This window comes from Pseudomonas sp. LABIM340 (assembly GCF_040017195.2).
Lineage (GTDB): Bacteria > Pseudomonadota > Gammaproteobacteria > Pseudomonadales > Pseudomonadaceae > Pseudomonas.
In genome coordinates, this window is sequence record NZ_CM200227.1 from 640,767 (window position 1) to 657,197 (window position 16,431).

At 56.3% G+C, this 16,431-nt stretch carries 12 protein-coding genes, 6 tRNA genes and 3 rRNA genes; 20 read left to right on the plus strand and 1 reads right to left on the minus strand.

Translation table 11 applies throughout. The annotated features are described in order from the left end of the window. The gene (locus ABKS89_RS03095) at positions 1-1,446 is read right to left on the minus strand and encodes a peptidoglycan DD-metalloendopeptidase family protein (protein ID WP_348589125.1); all 1,446 of its coding nucleotides are present in this window, start codon (positions 1,444-1,446) and stop codon (positions 1-3) included. A gap of 182 nt (positions 1,447-1,628) precedes the next feature. On the opposite strand from ABKS89_RS03095, the gene tyrS reads away from it, so the two are divergent. The 20 genes from tyrS (at position 1,629) to rplL (ending at position 16,212) form a co-directional block, all read left to right on the plus strand. Next, positions 1,629-2,828, plus strand: a complete 1,200-nt coding sequence (tyrS, locus tag ABKS89_RS03100) for a tyrosine--tRNA ligase (RefSeq protein WP_348589124.1) — start codon at positions 1,629-1,631, stop codon at positions 2,826-2,828. Positions 2,829-3,373: 545 nt separating this feature from the next. Further along, positions 3,374-4,910: ribosomal RNA gene (locus tag ABKS89_RS03105) — 16S ribosomal RNA — on the plus strand. A gap of 64 nt (positions 4,911-4,974) precedes the next feature. Then, a tRNA-Ile gene (locus tag ABKS89_RS03110) sits at positions 4,975-5,051 on the plus strand. A 27-nt stretch (positions 5,052-5,078) separates the two neighbouring features. Next, a tRNA-Ala gene (locus tag ABKS89_RS03115) sits at positions 5,079-5,154 on the plus strand. A gap of 229 nt (positions 5,155-5,383) precedes the next feature. Then, positions 5,384-8,275 (plus strand): 23S ribosomal RNA (locus tag ABKS89_RS03120). Between the two features lie 135 nt (positions 8,276-8,410). After that, positions 8,411-8,526, plus strand: a 5S ribosomal RNA gene (rrf, locus tag ABKS89_RS03125). The 16S, 23S and 5S rRNA genes sit together here with 2 tRNA genes alongside, the layout of an rRNA operon. Positions 8,527-8,660: 134 nt before the next feature. Further along, positions 8,661-9,605 (plus strand): bifunctional biotin--[acetyl-CoA-carboxylase] ligase/biotin operon repressor BirA, encoded by a 945-nt coding sequence (gene birA, locus ABKS89_RS03130; protein WP_138216852.1) that lies wholly within the window; start codon positions 8,661-8,663, stop codon positions 9,603-9,605. Next, positions 9,595-10,344 carry a pantothenate kinase gene (locus tag ABKS89_RS03135; protein ID WP_348589786.1) on the plus strand — a complete coding sequence of 250 codons (750 nt, stop codon included), beginning with the start codon at positions 9,595-9,597 and terminating at the stop codon, positions 10,342-10,344. Before birA ends, ABKS89_RS03135 begins: the two co-directional genes overlap by 11 nt. 9 nt (positions 10,345-10,353) lie before the next feature. Further along, positions 10,354-11,034 carry an SPOR domain-containing protein gene (locus tag ABKS89_RS03140; RefSeq protein WP_348589784.1) on the plus strand — a complete coding sequence of 227 codons (681 nt, stop codon included), beginning with the start codon at positions 10,354-10,356 and terminating at the stop codon, positions 11,032-11,034. A gap of 141 nt (positions 11,035-11,175) precedes the next feature. Further along, positions 11,176-11,260, plus strand: a tRNA-Tyr gene (locus tag ABKS89_RS03145). Between the two features lie 26 nt (positions 11,261-11,286). Beyond that, a tRNA-Gly gene (locus ABKS89_RS03150) sits at positions 11,287-11,360 on the plus strand. 19 nt (positions 11,361-11,379) lie between these two features. Further along, a tRNA-Thr gene (locus ABKS89_RS03155) sits at positions 11,380-11,455 on the plus strand. A gap of 83 nt (positions 11,456-11,538) precedes the next feature. Beyond that, positions 11,539-12,732 (plus strand): elongation factor Tu, encoded by a 1,194-nt coding sequence (gene tuf, locus ABKS89_RS03160; protein WP_054910987.1) that lies wholly within the window; start codon positions 11,539-11,541, stop codon positions 12,730-12,732. 53 nt (positions 12,733-12,785) lie between these two features. Further along, positions 12,786-12,861 (plus strand) — tRNA-Trp (locus ABKS89_RS03165). 44 nt (positions 12,862-12,905) lie between these two features. Further along, complete coding sequence (gene secE, locus ABKS89_RS03170; protein ID WP_081520874.1) at positions 12,906-13,274, plus strand: preprotein translocase subunit SecE; 369 nt, start codon at positions 12,906-12,908, stop codon at positions 13,272-13,274. A 9-nt stretch (positions 13,275-13,283) separates the two neighbouring features. Next, positions 13,284-13,817 carry a transcription termination/antitermination protein NusG gene (gene nusG / locus ABKS89_RS03175; protein ID WP_081520875.1) on the plus strand — a complete coding sequence of 178 codons (534 nt, stop codon included), beginning with the start codon at positions 13,284-13,286 and terminating at the stop codon, positions 13,815-13,817. A 120-nt stretch (positions 13,818-13,937) separates the two neighbouring features. After that, the gene (rplK, locus tag ABKS89_RS03180; protein ID WP_024767122.1) at positions 13,938-14,369 is read left to right on the plus strand and encodes a 50S ribosomal protein L11; all 432 of its coding nucleotides are present in this window, start codon (positions 13,938-13,940) and stop codon (positions 14,367-14,369) included. After that, a complete protein-coding gene (gene rplA / locus ABKS89_RS03185) occupies positions 14,369-15,064 on the plus strand; it encodes a 50S ribosomal protein L1 (RefSeq protein ID WP_015475312.1) in 696 nt (231 codons plus the stop codon). The genes rplK and rplA overlap by 1 nt, the downstream gene beginning before the upstream one ends. A 202-nt stretch (positions 15,065-15,266) precedes the next feature. Continuing rightward, positions 15,267-15,767 (plus strand): 50S ribosomal protein L10, encoded by a 501-nt coding sequence (rplJ, locus tag ABKS89_RS03190; protein ID WP_015475313.1) that lies wholly within the window; start codon positions 15,267-15,269, stop codon positions 15,765-15,767. Positions 15,768-15,843: 76 nt separating this feature from the next. Continuing rightward, entirely contained in the window at positions 15,844-16,212 is a 369-nt protein-coding gene (gene rplL, locus ABKS89_RS03195; RefSeq protein ID WP_017516430.1) for a 50S ribosomal protein L7/L12, read from the plus strand. The last annotated feature ends 219 nt before the right edge of the window (positions 16,213-16,431 follow it).

Genomic DNA, 16,431 nt, shown 5'->3' on the forward strand with positions numbered 1-16,431 from the left:
TCAGCGCTTGTTCAGGGCCAGGAAGGTTGCCTTCTCCTGGTCCATGCGCGCGATCAGCGGTTGCGCCTGAGCCATGAAGCGCTTGCGCTCCGGACCGGACAGCGGGTCGGCGGTCGGCAGCTTGGCACTCAGCGGATCGACATGCTGGCCGTTGACCTGGAACTCGTAGTGCAGGTGCGGGCCAGTGGCGAGGCCGGTCATGCCGACGTAACCGATGATCTGGCCCTGCTTCACCGCCACGCCGGAGCGGATGCCCTTGGCGAAGCGGCTCATATGGCCGTACACGGTGCGGTAGCGCTGGCCGTGCTGGATCACCACGGCGTTACCGTAGCCACCCTTGCGGCCGGCTTCGAGAATCTTGCCGTCGCCGGTCGCCTTGATCGGCGTACCGATAGGCGCCGCGTAGTCCACGCCCTTGTGTGCACGAATCTTGTTCAGGATCGGGTGGAAACGCCCAATGGAGAAGCGCGAGCTGATGCGGGCGAAGTCCACCGGAGTACGGATGAATGCCTTGCGCATGCTGCTGCCATCGGCGCGCAGGTAGCTGGTGCTGCCCTGCTTGCTGGTGTAGCGCACCGCCGTGTACTCCTTGCCGCGGTTGACGAAGCGCACCGCGAGGATGCTGCCGGTACCGACCTGCTTGCCCTGCACCTGCTGGGATTCGTAGATCACATCGAACGAATCGCCTTCGCGAATATCCTGGGCGAAGTCGATGTCGTAGCCAAGGATGTTGGCCATCGACATGATCAGGTCGTGGGAAAGCCCGGCGTTCTTGCCGGCGACGAACAGCGAACTGTCGACGCGGCCGTGGGCATAGTTTGCATGCACCGAGGGTTTGACCAGGTCACGCTTGAAGTCATAGCCCTTGTCGGACTTGTTCAGGCTGATGGTCTCGAGGTCGCTGCGCTTGACCTTCAGGCCCTGCAGCTCGCCCTTGGTGTCGATGAGGAAGTCCACGTCCTGGCCGATATCAAGACGGGTGAACTGCTTGGCGTCCTTGCTGGCGGCAAGCATGTCGTGCACGACGTTCGCCGGCAGGCCGGCCTTCGCGAACACGGTAGAAAGGGTGTCGCCCTTGCCCACGGTCACGCTTTTCCACGCAGGGTCTGCGGAAGCGGAGGGGGAGGCTTGCTGGTTCGAATCGGCGAGATCGTTCTTCTTTTCCGCGTCTTTTCCGGCGCTGTTCTGGTTGTCCGGCTGGCCTTCTATCTGTGCAAAAGGCGAAGAGCCGTCGTCTTCCGTGACCGCGTTGGGTCGAAGATCGTCTTTTTCCTGGAGGATCTGCTCGGTGCTGTTTTCCAGCTCGAGATTGAGCGTGGTCTTCTTCGCCTCGACTTCGGCCGAGGGGAACACCAGCAGAGCCAGGCTGAGGAGCGCTGCTACACCGCTTGCGGCCAGCAGATGGCTCTTCGGGTAGTACGGCGCTTTCTGATCGGATTGCGTCATGGCGTGAGTGGTGTTTTTGGAATGTGAAATAACTGCCTAAAATATAACCAAATTCCCTCTGAAGCAACCCTGATGTCGGGCTTCTGACGTCCTGTCTTCTGGCGCTGGGCAAAACTTGTTTTTAGTGCCTGTTCTTGTATCGTTGGTTCCCTTTCGCAATTCGCAATGTACAGGAACCTGCAATGAAGTCGGTCGAAGAGCAGCTGGCGCTGATCCAGCGCGGTGCAGACGAAATTCTCGTGGAGGCCGAGCTGATCGAAAAGCTCAAGCGCGGCCAGCCCCTGCGTATCAAGGCCGGCTTCGACCCGACCGCTCCCGACCTGCACCTGGGACACACCGTCCTTATTAATAAGCTGCGTCAGTTCCAGGAGCTGGGCCATCAGGTGATCTTCCTGATCGGCGACTTCACTGGGATGATCGGTGACCCCAGCGGAAAAAGTGTTACCCGCCCACCCCTCACCCGCGAGCAGGTTCTCGAGAACGCCGAGACGTACAAGACCCAGGTCTTCAAGATCCTCGACCCCGCGAAGACCGAAGTAGCCTTCAATTCCACCTGGATGGACCAGCTTTCCCCCGCTGATTTCATTCGTCTGGCTTCCCAGTACACCGTTGCTCGTATGCTGGAGCGCGATGATTTCAGCAAACGCTATGCCAGCAATCAGTCCATTGCCATTCACGAGTTCCTCTATCCGCTGGTTCAGGGCTACGACTCGGTGGCACTGCGTGCGGACGTTGAGCTTGGCGGTACTGACCAGAAATTCAACCTGCTGATGGGGCGTGAGCTTCAGCGTGCCTATGCGCAGGAGCCTCAGTGCATCCTGACCATGCCGCTGCTCGAAGGTCTGGACGGCGTGAAGAAGATGTCCAAGTCCCTGGGTAACTACATCGGCATCCAGGAAACGCCGGGTGTCATGTACAGCAAGCTGGTCTCCATCCCGGATACCCTGATGTGGCGTTACTTCGAGCTGCTCAGCTTCCGCTCCATGGAAGAGATCGAGGGCTTCAAGAAAGACGTAGAGGCTGGCGCCAACCCGCGCGACATCAAGATCAAGCTGGCGGAAGAAATCGTAGCCCGCTTCCATGGTGAAGAAGCGGCTGCTTCCGCGCACAAGTCCGCTGGCAATCGCCTGAAAGAGGGCGAGCTGCCGGAAGACCTGCCTGAAGTAGAGGTGGCGGCGGCAGAAGACCTGCCCATTGGTGCCGTCCTTAATAAGGCAGGTCTGGTGAAGAACTCTGCCGTTGCTCGCGACCTGCTGTCCTCCGGCGGCGTGCGGGTGGATGGCGAGGCCGTGGATCGCAGCTTCGTCTTCAGGGTGGGTGCTACCCATGTCCTGCAGGCTGGCAAGAAAGCTTTTGCTCGCGTCTCCCTGGTCGCTGAGTGAAGAAAGTTTAAATTAGTCGTTGACGGCCCATTTAAACTCCCTATAATGCGCACCACTCCCAGCGACGAAGCGCTGAAAGAACTTGAAAATCAAGTACTTACAGAGGTTCGGAGTTAGGAGTGGTGGTCAGGCAGGTGATTCACTTGCCGCTCTTCGTTAGCTGCTCCGGCAGTGAGCTGAAAAGAAGATCGCCGAGGTGGTTGACAGCGAGTTTGATCGCTGTAGAATGCGCCTCCCGCTGATGAGAAGGTTTCCTTCGCTGAAGCACAAGCGATTGAGTAGAAAAGAAATTTTCGAAAAATAAAGCTTGACGGAAAGAGAGGTTAGCGTAGAATGCGCGCCTCGGTTGAGACGAAAGCCTCAGCCAAACGCTCTTTAACAAGTTGAATCAAGCAATTCGTGTGGGTGCTTGTGATGTAAGACTGATGATCGACTGATTATCAGCAACGCAAGTAACACTCGTGAATTCGAGAGTTTTAGCTCTTTAAATAGAGCATGCGATTGCTGAGCCAAGTTTAGGGTTTTCTCAAAACCCAAGCAGTATTGAACTGAAGAGTTTGATCATGGCTCAGATTGAACGCTGGCGGCAGGCCTAACACATGCAAGTCGAGCGGATGATGGGAGCTTGCTCCCGGATTCAGCGGCGGACGGGTGAGTAATGCCTAGGAATCTGCCTGGTAGTGGGGGACAACGTTTCGAAAGGAACGCTAATACCGCATACGTCCTACGGGAGAAAGCAGGGGACCTTCGGGCCTTGCGCTATCAGATGAGCCTAGGTCGGATTAGCTAGTTGGTGGGGTAAAGGCCTACCAAGGCGACGATCCGTAACTGGTCTGAGAGGATGATCAGTCACACTGGAACTGAGACACGGTCCAGACTCCTACGGGAGGCAGCAGTGGGGAATATTGGACAATGGGCGAAAGCCTGATCCAGCCATGCCGCGTGTGTGAAGAAGGTCTTCGGATTGTAAAGCACTTTAAGTTGGGAGGAAGGGCAGTAAGTTAATACCTTGCTGTTTTGACGTTACCAACAGAATAAGCACCGGCTAACTTCGTGCCAGCAGCCGCGGTAATACGAAGGGTGCAAGCGTTAATCGGAATTACTGGGCGTAAAGCGCGCGTAGGTGGTTTGGTAAGATGGATGTGAAATCCCCGGGCTCAACCTGGGAACTGCATCCATAACTGCCTGACTAGAGTACGGTAGAGGGTGGTGGAATTTCCTGTGTAGCGGTGAAATGCGTAGATATAGGAAGGAACACCAGTGGCGAAGGCGACCACCTGGACTGATACTGACACTGAGGTGCGAAAGCGTGGGGAGCAAACAGGATTAGATACCCTGGTAGTCCACGCCGTAAACGATGTCGACTAGCCGTTGGGATCCTTGAGATCTTAGTGGCGCAGCTAACGCGATAAGTCGACCGCCTGGGGAGTACGGCCGCAAGGTTAAAACTCAAATGAATTGACGGGGGCCCGCACAAGCGGTGGAGCATGTGGTTTAATTCGAAGCAACGCGAAGAACCTTACCTGGCCTTGACATGTCCGGAATCCTGCAGAGATGCGGGAGTGCCTTCGGGAATCGGAACACAGGTGCTGCATGGCTGTCGTCAGCTCGTGTCGTGAGATGTTGGGTTAAGTCCCGTAACGAGCGCAACCCTTGTCCTTAGTTACCAGCACGTTATGGTGGGCACTCTAAGGAGACTGCCGGTGACAAACCGGAGGAAGGTGGGGATGACGTCAAGTCATCATGGCCCTTACGGCCAGGGCTACACACGTGCTACAATGGTCGGTACAGAGGGTTGCCAAGCCGCGAGGTGGAGCTAATCCCATAAAACCGATCGTAGTCCGGATCGCAGTCTGCAACTCGACTGCGTGAAGTCGGAATCGCTAGTAATCGTGAATCAGAATGTCACGGTGAATACGTTCCCGGGCCTTGTACACACCGCCCGTCACACCATGGGAGTGGGTTGCTCCAGAAGTAGCTAGTCTAACCGCAAGGGGGACGGTTACCACGGAGTGATTCATGACTGGGGTGAAGTCGTAACAAGGTAGCCGTAGGGGAACCTGCGGCTGGATCACCTCCTTAATCGAAGATCTCAGCTTCTTCATAAGCTCCCACACGAATTGCTTGATTCACTGGTTAGACGATTGGGTCTGTAGCTCAGTTGGTTAGAGCGCACCCCTGATAAGGGTGAGGTCGGCAGTTCGAATCTGCCCAGACCCACCAATTGTTGTGGTGTGCTGCTGATCCGATGGGGCCATAGCTCAGCTGGGAGAGCGCCTGCTTTGCACGCAGGAGGTCAGGAGTTCGATCCTCCTTGGCTCCACCATTAATCGTCGAAAGCTCAGACATGAATGTTCAGGATGAACGAACATTGATGTCTGGTCTTTGTGCCAGAACTGTTCTTTAAAAATTTGGGTATGTGATAGAAGTAGACTGAATAATCTCTTTCACTGGTGATTATTCAAGTCAAGGTAAAATTTGCGAGTTCAAGCGCGAATTTTCGGCGAATGTCGTCTTCACGTTCGAGACAATAACCAGATTGCTTGGGGTTATATGGTCAAGTGAAGAAGCGCATACGGTGGATGCCTTGGCAGTCAGAGGCGATGAAAGACGTGGTAGCCTGCGATAAGCTTCGGGGAGTCGGCAAACAGACTTTGATCCGGAGATCTCTGAATGGGGAAACCCACCTAGCATAAGTTAGGTATCTTGCACTGAATACATAGGTGTAAGAGGCGAACCAGGGGAACTGAAACATCTAAGTACCCTGAGGAAAAGAAATCAACCGAGATTCCCTTAGTAGTGGCGAGCGAACGGGGATTAGCCCTTAAGCTTCTTTGAATCTAACAGAACGCTCTGGAAAGTGCGGCCATAGTGGGTGATAGCCCCGTATGTGAAAGGTTCTTTGAAGTGAAATCGAGTAGGACGGAGCACGAGAAACTTTGTCTGAATATGGGGGGACCATCCTCCAAGGCTAAATACTACTGACTGACCGATAGTGAACCAGTACCGTGAGGGAAAGGCGAAAAGAACCCCGGAGAGGGGAGTGAAATAGAACCTGAAACCGTATGCGTACAAGCAGTGGGAGCCTACTTTGTTAGGTGACTGCGTACCTTTTGTATAATGGGTCAGCGACTTATATTCAGTGGCGAGCTTAACCGTATAGGGAAGGCGTAGCGAAAGCGAGTCTTAATAGGGCGTTTTAGTCGCTGGGTATAGACCCGAAACCGGGCGATCTATCCATGAGCAGGTTGAAGGTTAGGTAACACTGACTGGAGGACCGAACCCACTCCCGTTGAAAAGGTAGGGGATGACTTGTGGATCGGAGTGAAAGGCTAATCAAGCTCGGAGATAGCTGGTTCTCCTCGAAAGCTATTTAGGTAGCGCCTCACGTATCACTCCAGGGGGTAGAGCACTGTTTCGGCTAGGGGGTCATCCCGACTTACCAAACCGATGCAAACTCCGAATACCTGGAAGTGTCAGCGTGGGAGACACACGGCGGGTGCTAACGTCCGTCGTGAAAAGGGAAACAACCCAGACCGTCAGCTAAGGTCCCAAAGTTATGGTTAAGTGGTAAACGATGTGGGAAGGCTTAGACAGCTAGGAGGTTGGCTTAGAAGCAGCCACCCTTTAAAGAAAGCGTAATAGCTCACTAGTCGAGTCGGCCTGCGCGGAAGATGTAACGGGGCTCAAACCATACACCGAAGCTACGGGTGCATCGCAAGATGCGCGGTAGAGGAGCGTTCTGTAAGCCTGTGAAGGTGAGTTGAGAAGCTTGCTGGAGGTATCAGAAGTGCGAATGCTGACATGAGTAACGACAATGGGAGTGAAAAACTCCCACGCCGAAAGACCAAGGGTTCCTGCGCAACGTTAATCGACGCAGGGTTAGTCGGTCCCTAAGGCGAGGCTGAAGAGCGTAGTCGATGGGAAACAGGTTAATATTCCTGTACTTCTAGTTACTGCGATGGAGGGACGGAGAAGGCTAGGCCAGCTTGGCGTTGGTTGTCCAAGTTTAAGGTGGTAGGCAGAGATCTTAGGTAAATCCGGGGTCTTAATGCCGAGAGCTGATGACGAGTCATCTTTCAGATGATGAAGTGGTTGATGCCATGCTTCCAGGAAAAGCTTCTAAGCTTCAGGTAACTAGGAACCGTACCCCAAACCGACACAGGTGGTTGGGTAGAGAATACCAAGGCGCTTGAGAGAACTCGGGTGAAGGAACTAGGCAAAATGGCACCGTAACTTCGGGAGAAGGTGCGCCGGCGAGGGTTAAGGATTTACTCCGTAAGCCCATGCCGGTCGAAGATACCAGGCCGCTGCGACTGTTTATTAAAAACACAGCACTCTGCAAACACGAAAGTGGACGTATAGGGTGTGACGCCTGCCCGGTGCCGGAAGGTTAATTGATGGGGTTAGCGAAAGCGAAGCTCTTGATCGAAGCCCCGGTAAACGGCGGCCGTAACTATAACGGTCCTAAGGTAGCGAAATTCCTTGTCGGGTAAGTTCCGACCTGCACGAATGGCGTAACGATGGCGGCGCTGTCTCCACCCGAGACTCAGTGAAATTGAAATCGCTGTGAAGATGCAGTGTATCCGCGGCTAGACGGAAAGACCCCGTGAACCTTTACTGTAGCTTTGCACTGGACTTTGAGCCTGCTTGTGTAGGATAGGTGGGAGGCTTTGAAGCGTGGACGCCAGTCTGCGTGGAGCCATCCTTGAAATACCACCCTGGCATGCTTGAGGTTCTAACTCTGGTCCGTTATCCGGATCGAGGACAGTGTATGGTGGGCAGTTTGACTGGGGCGGTCTCCTCCTAAAGAGTAACGGAGGAGTACGAAGGTGCGCTCAGACCGGTCGGAAATCGGTCGTAGAGTATAAAGGCAAAAGCGCGCTTGACTGCGAGACAGACACGTCGAGCAGGTACGAAAGTAGGTCTTAGTGATCCGGTGGTTCTGTATGGAAGGGCCATCGCTCAACGGATAAAAGGTACTCCGGGGATAACAGGCTGATACCGCCCAAGAGTTCATATCGACGGCGGTGTTTGGCACCTCGATGTCGGCTCATCACATCCTGGGGCTGAAGCCGGTCCCAAGGGTATGGCTGTTCGCCATTTAAAGTGGTACGCGAGCTGGGTTTAGAACGTCGTGAGACAGTTCGGTCCCTATCTGCCGTGGACGTTTGAGATTTGAGAGGGGCTGCTCCTAGTACGAGAGGACCGGAGTGGACGAACCTCTGGTGTTCCGGTTGTCACGCCAGTGGCATTGCCGGGTAGCTATGTTCGGAATAGATAACCGCTGAAAGCATCTAAGCGGGAAACTAGCCTCAAGATGAGATCTCACTGGGAACTTGATTCCCCTAAAGGGCCGTCGAAGACTACGACGTTGATAGGTCGGGTGTGTAAGCGCTGTGAGGCGTTGAGCTAACCGATACTAATTGCCCGTGAGGCTTGACCATATAACACCCAAACAATTTGCGTGTTGTACGGTGAAGACGTAACGAACCGAAAGTTCGTGTGAACCGCAAATTACCTGTCACATACCCGAATCTGGATGAGCGTGTGCACCTGCCACGAGCGTCCATAAAGAATTGCTTGACGACCATAGAGCGTTGGAACCACCTGATCCCATCCCGAACTCAGTAGTGAAACGACGCATCGCCGATGGTAGTGTGGAGTTTCTCCATGTGAGAGTAGGTCATCGTCAAGCTCCTATCCCAAGACCCCTGGTCAGCATCGCTGGCCGGGGGTTTTGCTTTTGCGCGCGGGAATCTGGGGCCATTGCTGCGTAGGCAATTCGGGCATGCCTCTATATGATGCGTGCCTGACTGTTGCGGGGGTGATATGCAGACCTTGCTGAAATTGCTGAGCGATGGCCGCTTTCATTCCGGAGAAGAGCTGGGTGCTCTTCTCGGAGTAAGTCGCAGCGCCGTCTGGAAGCGCCTTGAGGGCTTTGAGCGTGACTACGGCATGGTCGTGCAGCGCGTGCGCGGCCGTGGTTATCGCCTGGAAGAGCCTCTGAGCATCATCTCGCCCAGGTCCGATTCCGGTCTGTGGCCTCTCGATGTCCTTTTTTCGATCGACTCTACCAATGCCGAAGTTCTGCGGCGCCTGTCTGCCGGCGCCGCAGCGCCGTTTGCCATTCTGGGGGAGCGGCAGACCGCTGGGCGGGGGAGAAGAGGGCGGCAGTGGGAAAGTCCCTTCGGCGCCAACCTTTATTACACCCTGGGTATCACCGTGCGCGGTGGGGCTCAGGAGCTGGAAGGGCTGAGTCTGGTGGTTGGCCTTGCGGTAGCTAAGGCCATCCAGGCGCTGGGCGTGAAGGACGTAGGCCTCAAGTGGCCGAATGATGTGCTGGTGGGTGGCAAGAAAATCGCCGGAATCCTGCTGGAGCTCACGGGCGATCCTGCAGATATCTGCAGCGTTGCCATCGGCATCGGCATCAATGTGAACATGCGCAAGGCGGACGCCATCGACCAGCCGTGGACCTCGGTGCGAGAGGCTCTCGGCAAGCTGGTCGATCGCAACGAGCTGCTGCAGGCGCTGGAGTCGCAGCTTGCCTGTGCACTCTCCCGTCATCGCGAGCAAGGCTTCGCTGCCAGCCGCGAAGAGTGGGAGTCCCTTCATCTATGGCAGGGGCGGCAAGTGACGCTGTCCACTGTCGCCAATAATATCGTTGGGCGTGCCCTTGGTATCGATGAGAGAGGCGCGCTGCGTCTCCTGGTGGATGGCAAGGAGCAGAGCTACAGCGGAGGCGAGCTGAGTCTGAGGTTGTCGGATGATTCTTGAGTTGGATTGCGGAAACAGCCTGATCAAGTGGCGGGTGGTCAGAAAGCACGACCTGGTGACCGTCGCTGGTGGTGTGGCTGATTCCGATCAGGCGCTGCTTACGCAGTTGAAGGCCAGCGAAGTCGTGGACATTCGCTATTGCCGTATGGTCAGTGTGCGCAGTGAGCAGGAAACTGACGCGCTTCGTGTTGGCCTGGAAAGCGCATTCCCCATTGCGGTGCAGATCGCTGCGCCAGCGACCGAGCTGGGCGGAGTGCTGAATGGCTACCGTGAGTATCAGCGGCTCGGAATGGATCGCTGGCTCGCTCTAGTGGCTGGTCATTGCCTGGCGGGTCGTGGGTGTCTGGTGCTTGATCTCGGCACGGCGGTTACTTCCGATCTGGTCGACGCAGCCGGCAAGCACCTGGGTGGCTATATAGCTCCCGGCATGCCGCTGATGCGTAGCCAGCTGCGCACCCATACCCGCCGTATTCGCTATGACGATGAGGCGGCTCATGAGGCGCTGCAGAACCTGTTGCCAGGCCAGGAAACTTCAGAGGCGGTGGAGCGCGGCTGCGTGCTGATGCTGCGCGGATTTGTGCGGGAGCAGATCGATCTGGCCAACAAGCTGCTGGGGGATGACTGTGCTGTCTATCTGACCGGGGGCGACGCTGAGCTGGTCAAGGACGAATCTGCGCGTGCTGTCGTGCTTCCGGATCTGGTATTTCTCGGCCTGGCGCTTGCCTGTCCGATCGAGTGAGTCTGATCGATGCGTTGGTTCTTCCTTTTTCTGCTCGCACTTAACGTCTTCTATTACGTCTGGCATCAACAGCAGGCGCCTCTCCGTCCAAAGGAGATCGCGCCGCTCAGCCTGTTCCACATTGAGCAGAAGAATATTCGTCTGCTCAACGAGTCTGCCGAAACGCCTCAGCGCCGTCCGGCAGAAGAAAAGCTGGCGGTTGCTCCTGCGTCTGCGTGTATCTACCTGGGCAGCTTCTCTGCAGAAGATCGCGCCCGGCAGCTGGTTCAGCGCTTGCTGAGCCTGGATGTCCAGGCCTCGCTGCAGACAGTGGATGCCGCTGCTGGTGTCGATTACTGGGTTTATCTCCCGCCCCTGGCTTCGCGACAGGCTTCGTTGTGGCAGCTGCGCGAGCTGCAGGCGCGCAAGATCGATAGTTACATCATTACAGAGGGTGACCTGACTGACGGAATCTCCCTTGGAATTTTCCAGCGCAAGGATTCCGCGGACAGCGTTGTCGAGCGTCTGAAGACCGCTGGCTACGATGCTCTGGTGCGCGAACTTGCTCGTTCGCAACATGATTACTGGGCGCAGATAGCCGCGGAAAGCGGGCGCCTGGTGGACGATTCCCTGGTGCGTCAGCTGGCCCCGGATTTCCCGGAACTGCAAAAACAAACAATGCCGTGTAAAAACGTTGCAAGCCCTCAATAGTTTGAATAGAATGGCGCCCGCTTCACAGGGGTGGCCTGAAAAGGTCAAACACTGGAAGCCGTTGTCGAAGAGCTAAGCTCAAGTTTTTTAAAGAAAAACAGTTGACAACGCGGTGGCAGGCTGTAGAATGCCGCCTCACTCGGAGGGGTTCCCGAGCGGCCAAAGGGATCAGACTGTAAATCTGACGTCTCAGACTTCGAAGGTTCGAATCCTTCCCCCTCCACCAGTTTTCAAGCGTGAGCTACAAGCTCCGCGGGTATAGTTCAGTGGTAGAACCTCAGCCTTCCAAGCTGATGATGCGGGTTCGATTCCCGCTACCCGCTCCAGGTTTGTTGCTGATGTCTTGCTCATGTAGCTCAGCTGGTAGAGCACACCCTTGGTAAGGGTGAGGTCAGCGGTTCAAATCCGCTCATGAGCTCCATCTCGCAAAGGCAGATATGAAAATATCTGCCTTTGTTTTAATGGTGACGTGACTTTCTCAATTCCTTACGGGAGGCGGTCAAGATGGCTAAAGAAAAGTTTGAGCGTAATAAGCCGCACGTAAACGTCGGCACCATCGGTCACGTTGACCACGGCAAAACCACTCTGACCGCTGCTCTGACCAAGGTCTGCTCCGAGACCTGGGGCGGTTCCGCTCGCGCTTTCGATCAGATCGACAACGCGCCGGAAGAGAAGGCTCGTGGTATCACCATCAACACCTCTCACGTTGAATACGACTCGCCGGTACGCCACTACGCTCACGTAGACTGCCCGGGCCACGCCGACTACGTGAAGAACATGATCACCGGTGCTGCCCAGATGGACGGCGCGATCCTGGTTTGCTCCGCTGCTGACGGCCCCATGCCGCAGACCCGCGAGCACATCCTGCTGTCCCGTCAGGTAGGCGTTCCTTACATTGTCGTGTTCCTGAACAAGGCCGACATGGTTGACGACGCTGAGCTGCTGGAACTGGTCGAAATGGAAGTTCGCGATCTGCTGAACACCTACGACTTCCCGGGCGACGACACTCCGATCGTGATCGGTTCCGCTCTGATGGCTCTGAACGGCCAGGACGACAACGAGATGGGCGTTTCCGCCGTGCGCAAGCTGGTAGAAACTCTGGACTCGTACATTCCTGAGCCCGAGCGCGCCATCGACAAGCCGTTCCTGATGCCGATCGAAGACGTATTCTCGATCTCCGGCCGTGGCACCGTGGTAACTGGCCGTGTTGAGCGTGGCATCGTCAAGATCCAGGAAGAAGTGGAAATCGTCGGTATCAAGGCGACCACCAAAACTACCTGCACCGGCGTTGAAATGTTCCGCAAGCTGCTCGACGAAGGTCGTGCTGGTGAGAACGTCGGCGTTCTGCTGCGTGGCACCAAGCGTGAAGACGTAGAGCGTGGCCAGGTTCTGGCCAAGCCGGGCACCATCAAGCCGCACACCAAGTTCGAGTGCGAAGTGTACGTGCTGTCCAAGGAAGAAGGTGGTCGTCACACTCCGTTCTTCAAAGGCTACCGCCCGCAGTTCTACTTCCGTACCACCGACGTAACCGGCAACTGCGAACTGCCGGAAGGCGTTGAGATGGTAATGCCGGGCGACAACGTGAAAATGGTTGTCACCCTGATCGCTCCGATCGCCATGGAAGATGGCCTGCGCTTCGCGATTCGCGAAGGCGGCCGTACCGTTGGTGCCGGCGTGGTTGCCAAGATCATCGAATAATCGATTGATCTTTCCCTCTCGGGCCGGCATAATGGTCGGCCTGACTTTGTTCTAGGCCAGTAGCTCAATTGGCAGAGCGGCGGTCTCCAAAACCGCAGGTTGGGGGTTCGATTCCCTCCTGGCCTGCCAGATTTCTCAAGATCTGGCACTTCTTTAAACGGGATTCCTAGCAGATGAATGCGAAGGTAGAAGCCAAAGAGTCGCGTCTTGATCTCTTGAAGTGGCTTGTGGTTGCAGTGCTGGTGGTGGTGGCTGTGGTTGCCAACCAGTATTACTCCGCGCAACCGATCTTCTATCGCGTTCTCGGTATCCTCGTGATGGCGGCTGTTGCAGGCTTTATCTCGCTGCAGACCGTCAAGGGGCGTGCGTTCTTTACTTTGGCTAAAGAAGCTCGCGCCGAGATTCGCAAGGTTGTATGGCCGTCTCGTCAAGAGACAACTCAGACCACGCTGATCGTAGTGGCAGTAGTGCTGGTAATGGCGCTGGTGCTTTGGGGGCTTGACTCCCTGCTGGGTTGGCTGGTTTCCATGATCGTAGGTTAAGGGTGTTCCGTGGCTAAGCGTTGGTACGTTGTGCATGCCTACTCGGGTTACGAGAAGCATGTCATGCGCTCGCTGATCGAGCGGGTCAAACTGGCCGGCATGGAAGATGGGTTTGGTGAGATTCTCGTCCCCACTGAAGAAGTCGTGGAGATGCGGAACGGCCAGAAGCGCAAGAGTGAGCGCAAATTCTTCCCGGGCTATGTCCTGGTGCAGATGGATATGAATGAGGGTACTTGGCACCTGGTCAAGGATACTCCTCGTGTCATGGGCTTCATTGGTGGTACTGCCGACAAGCCGGCGCCGATCACCGATAAAGAGGCCGATGCCATCCTGCGTCGTGTCGCTGATAGCGGCGACAAGCCGAAGCCGAAGACTCTGTTCGAGCCGGGCGAGACCGTTCGTGTCATCGATGGTCCGTTCGCTGACTTCAATGGCGTCGTCGAAGAAGTTAACTACGAAAAGAGCCGCATCCAGGTCGCTGTGCTCATTTTCGGTCGCTCTACCCCGGTAGAGCTGGAGTTCAGCCAGGTAGAGAAAGTTTAACTGGCACACTGAATCCCACACCCCGCAGCCCTAGGCTGCGGGGTTTTGTCGTCCTTGGGATAAAACGCGAAGGCAACCGGGGAGCCCGACAGGGCGCTTGACCCGCATTTGGAGTAGCAAATGGCTAAGAAAATCACGGCTTACATCAAGCTGCAAGTTAAGGCCGGCCAGGCCAACCCGTCGCCGCCCGTCGGCCCGGCTCTGGGTCAGCACGGCGTGAACATCATGGAATTCTGCAAGGCGTTCAACGCCAAGACCCAAGGCCAAGAGCCGGGTCTGCCGACTCCTGTGATCATCACCGTTTACAGCGACCGTAGCTTCACCTTCGAAACCAAGAGCACCCCCGCTGCCGTCCTGCTGAAAAAAGCAGCTGGCATCACCAGCGGTTCCGCTCGTCCGAACTCTCAGAAAGTCGGCACTGTTACCCGTGCTCAGCTGGAAGAGATCGCCAAGGCCAAGCAGGCTGACCTGACCGCTGCTGACCTGGACGCTGCCGTACGCACCATTGCTGGCTCCGCGCGCAGCATGGGCCTGAACGTGGAGGGTGTGTAATGGCTAAGCTGACCAAGCGTCAAAAGGCTATCGCCGAGAAGATCGAAGCAGGCAAGCAATACGGCTTCGAAGATGCCGCCAAGCTGCTGGCCGAGCTGTCGACCATCAAGTTCAAGGAGTCCGTGGACATCGCCATCAATCTGGGCGTTGATCCGCGTAAATCCGACCAGGTCGTACGTGGCGCCACCGTTCTGCCGAACGGTACCGGCAAATCCGTACGCGTTGCCGTCTTCACCCAGGGTCCTGGTGTCGAAGCTGCCCTGGCTGCTGGTGCAGACAAGGTTGGCATGGACGAACTGGCTGCCGAAATGAAAGCCGGCGACCTGAACTACGACGTCGTTATCGCCTCCCCGGACGCGATGCGTGTTGTTGGCCAGCTGGGCCAGGTACTGGGCCCGCGCGGTCTGATGCCGAACCCGAAGGTCGGCACCGTGACCCCGGACGTCGCTACCGCCGTCAAGAACGCCAAAGCCGGTCAGGTACGTTTCCGTACCGACAAGAACGGCATCATCCACGCTTCCGTTGGCAAGATCGACTTCGAGCCGGTCAAGCTGAAGCAGAACGTGGAAGCGCTGCTGAGCGATCTGAAGCGCCTGAAGCCGTCCTCCTCGAAGGGCGTGTACGTTCAGCGCGTAACCCTGAGCACCACCATGGGCCCGGGTCTGCAGATCGATCAGGCTTCGCTGGAAGGCTGATGAACTAAGTCGAGTGGTGGGTTCGCCCACTGCTCGCAGGTATTGGGGTCCCTGCCTGGCGGGGGCTATCCAAGACCGTAGGCGGCGCAAGCCTTAAACCCCAAGCCTACGCAGATGGTGCTCCCGATTCGTTTACCGAATCAGACACCAAAACGCCGTCCGGCTCCGGCTGGACGAATCGGTAACATCCAGGAGTAAACCCGTGGCAATTAAACTCGAAGACAAGAAGGCCATCGTCGCTGAAGTCAACGAGGCTGCCAAAGCCGGTCTGTCCGCTGTCGTGGTTGATGCACGCGGCGTGACTGTCGGCGCTATGACCGGACTCCGTAAAGAGGCCCGCGCAGCTGGTGTGTACGTGAAAGTCGTACGTAACACCCTGCTCAAGCGCGCCGTTGAAGGCACTCAGTTTGAAGTGCTCAACGACGTGTTCAAGGGCCCGACCCTGATTGCTTTCTCCAACGAACATCCGGGCGCTGCCGCTCGTATCTTCAAGGAGTTTGCCAAGGGTCAGGACAAGTTCGAGATCAAGGCGGCCGCGTTCGAGGGTCAGTTCCTCGCAGCCAATCAGATCGACGTGCTGGCGACCCTGCCGACCTACAACGAAGCTGTTGCACAGCTGATGAGCGTGATCCAAGGCGCTACCAGCAAGCTGGCTCGTACTCTGGCGGCAATTCGCGATCAGAAAGAAGCTACCGCAGCCTAAGGCTCGGCAACTCCTTTCAACCTTTTTTGTTTAATTCGATGGCCTTAGGCCGTCACCCAATACAGGAATTAGAGTCATGGCTCTGACCAACGAAGACATCATCTCCGCCGTATCCGAAATGTCCGTCATGCAGATCGTTGAACTGATCAAGGCGATGGAAGAGAAGTTCGGCGTTACCGCTGCTGCCGCTACCGTTGCTGCTGCCGGCCCGGCTGCTGCCGCTGCTGAAGAGCAGACCGAGTTCACCATCGTCCTGGCCGAAGCTGGCGACAAGAAAGTGAACGTGATCAAGGTCGTTCGTGAACTGACCGGCCTGGGCCTGAAAGAAGCCAAGGCTGTCGTTGACGGCGCCCCGGGCGTGGTCAAGGAAGGCGCTTCGAAAGAAGAAGCCGAAGCTGCCAAGAAAGCCCTGGAAGAAGCAGGCGCCAAGGTCGAGCTCAAGTAAGTTCGTACCTTGCGTCGACAGCCCGAGCGTTAAGCGACAGGCTGATGGCTGGTGGCAATTGCCACCGGCCTTTTTCCGTTATGGGTGGGGTGCCGTAGGTGCCTCCCATAACGTGAAAATCCCGCCACGAGTGGCGGCGCAAACCTAGGGTTTGCACGATTTTTGGGCTGCTCCCCTGTGCGGGAGAGGCCAAACAAGCAGGTGACCAAGCTGGGGAAC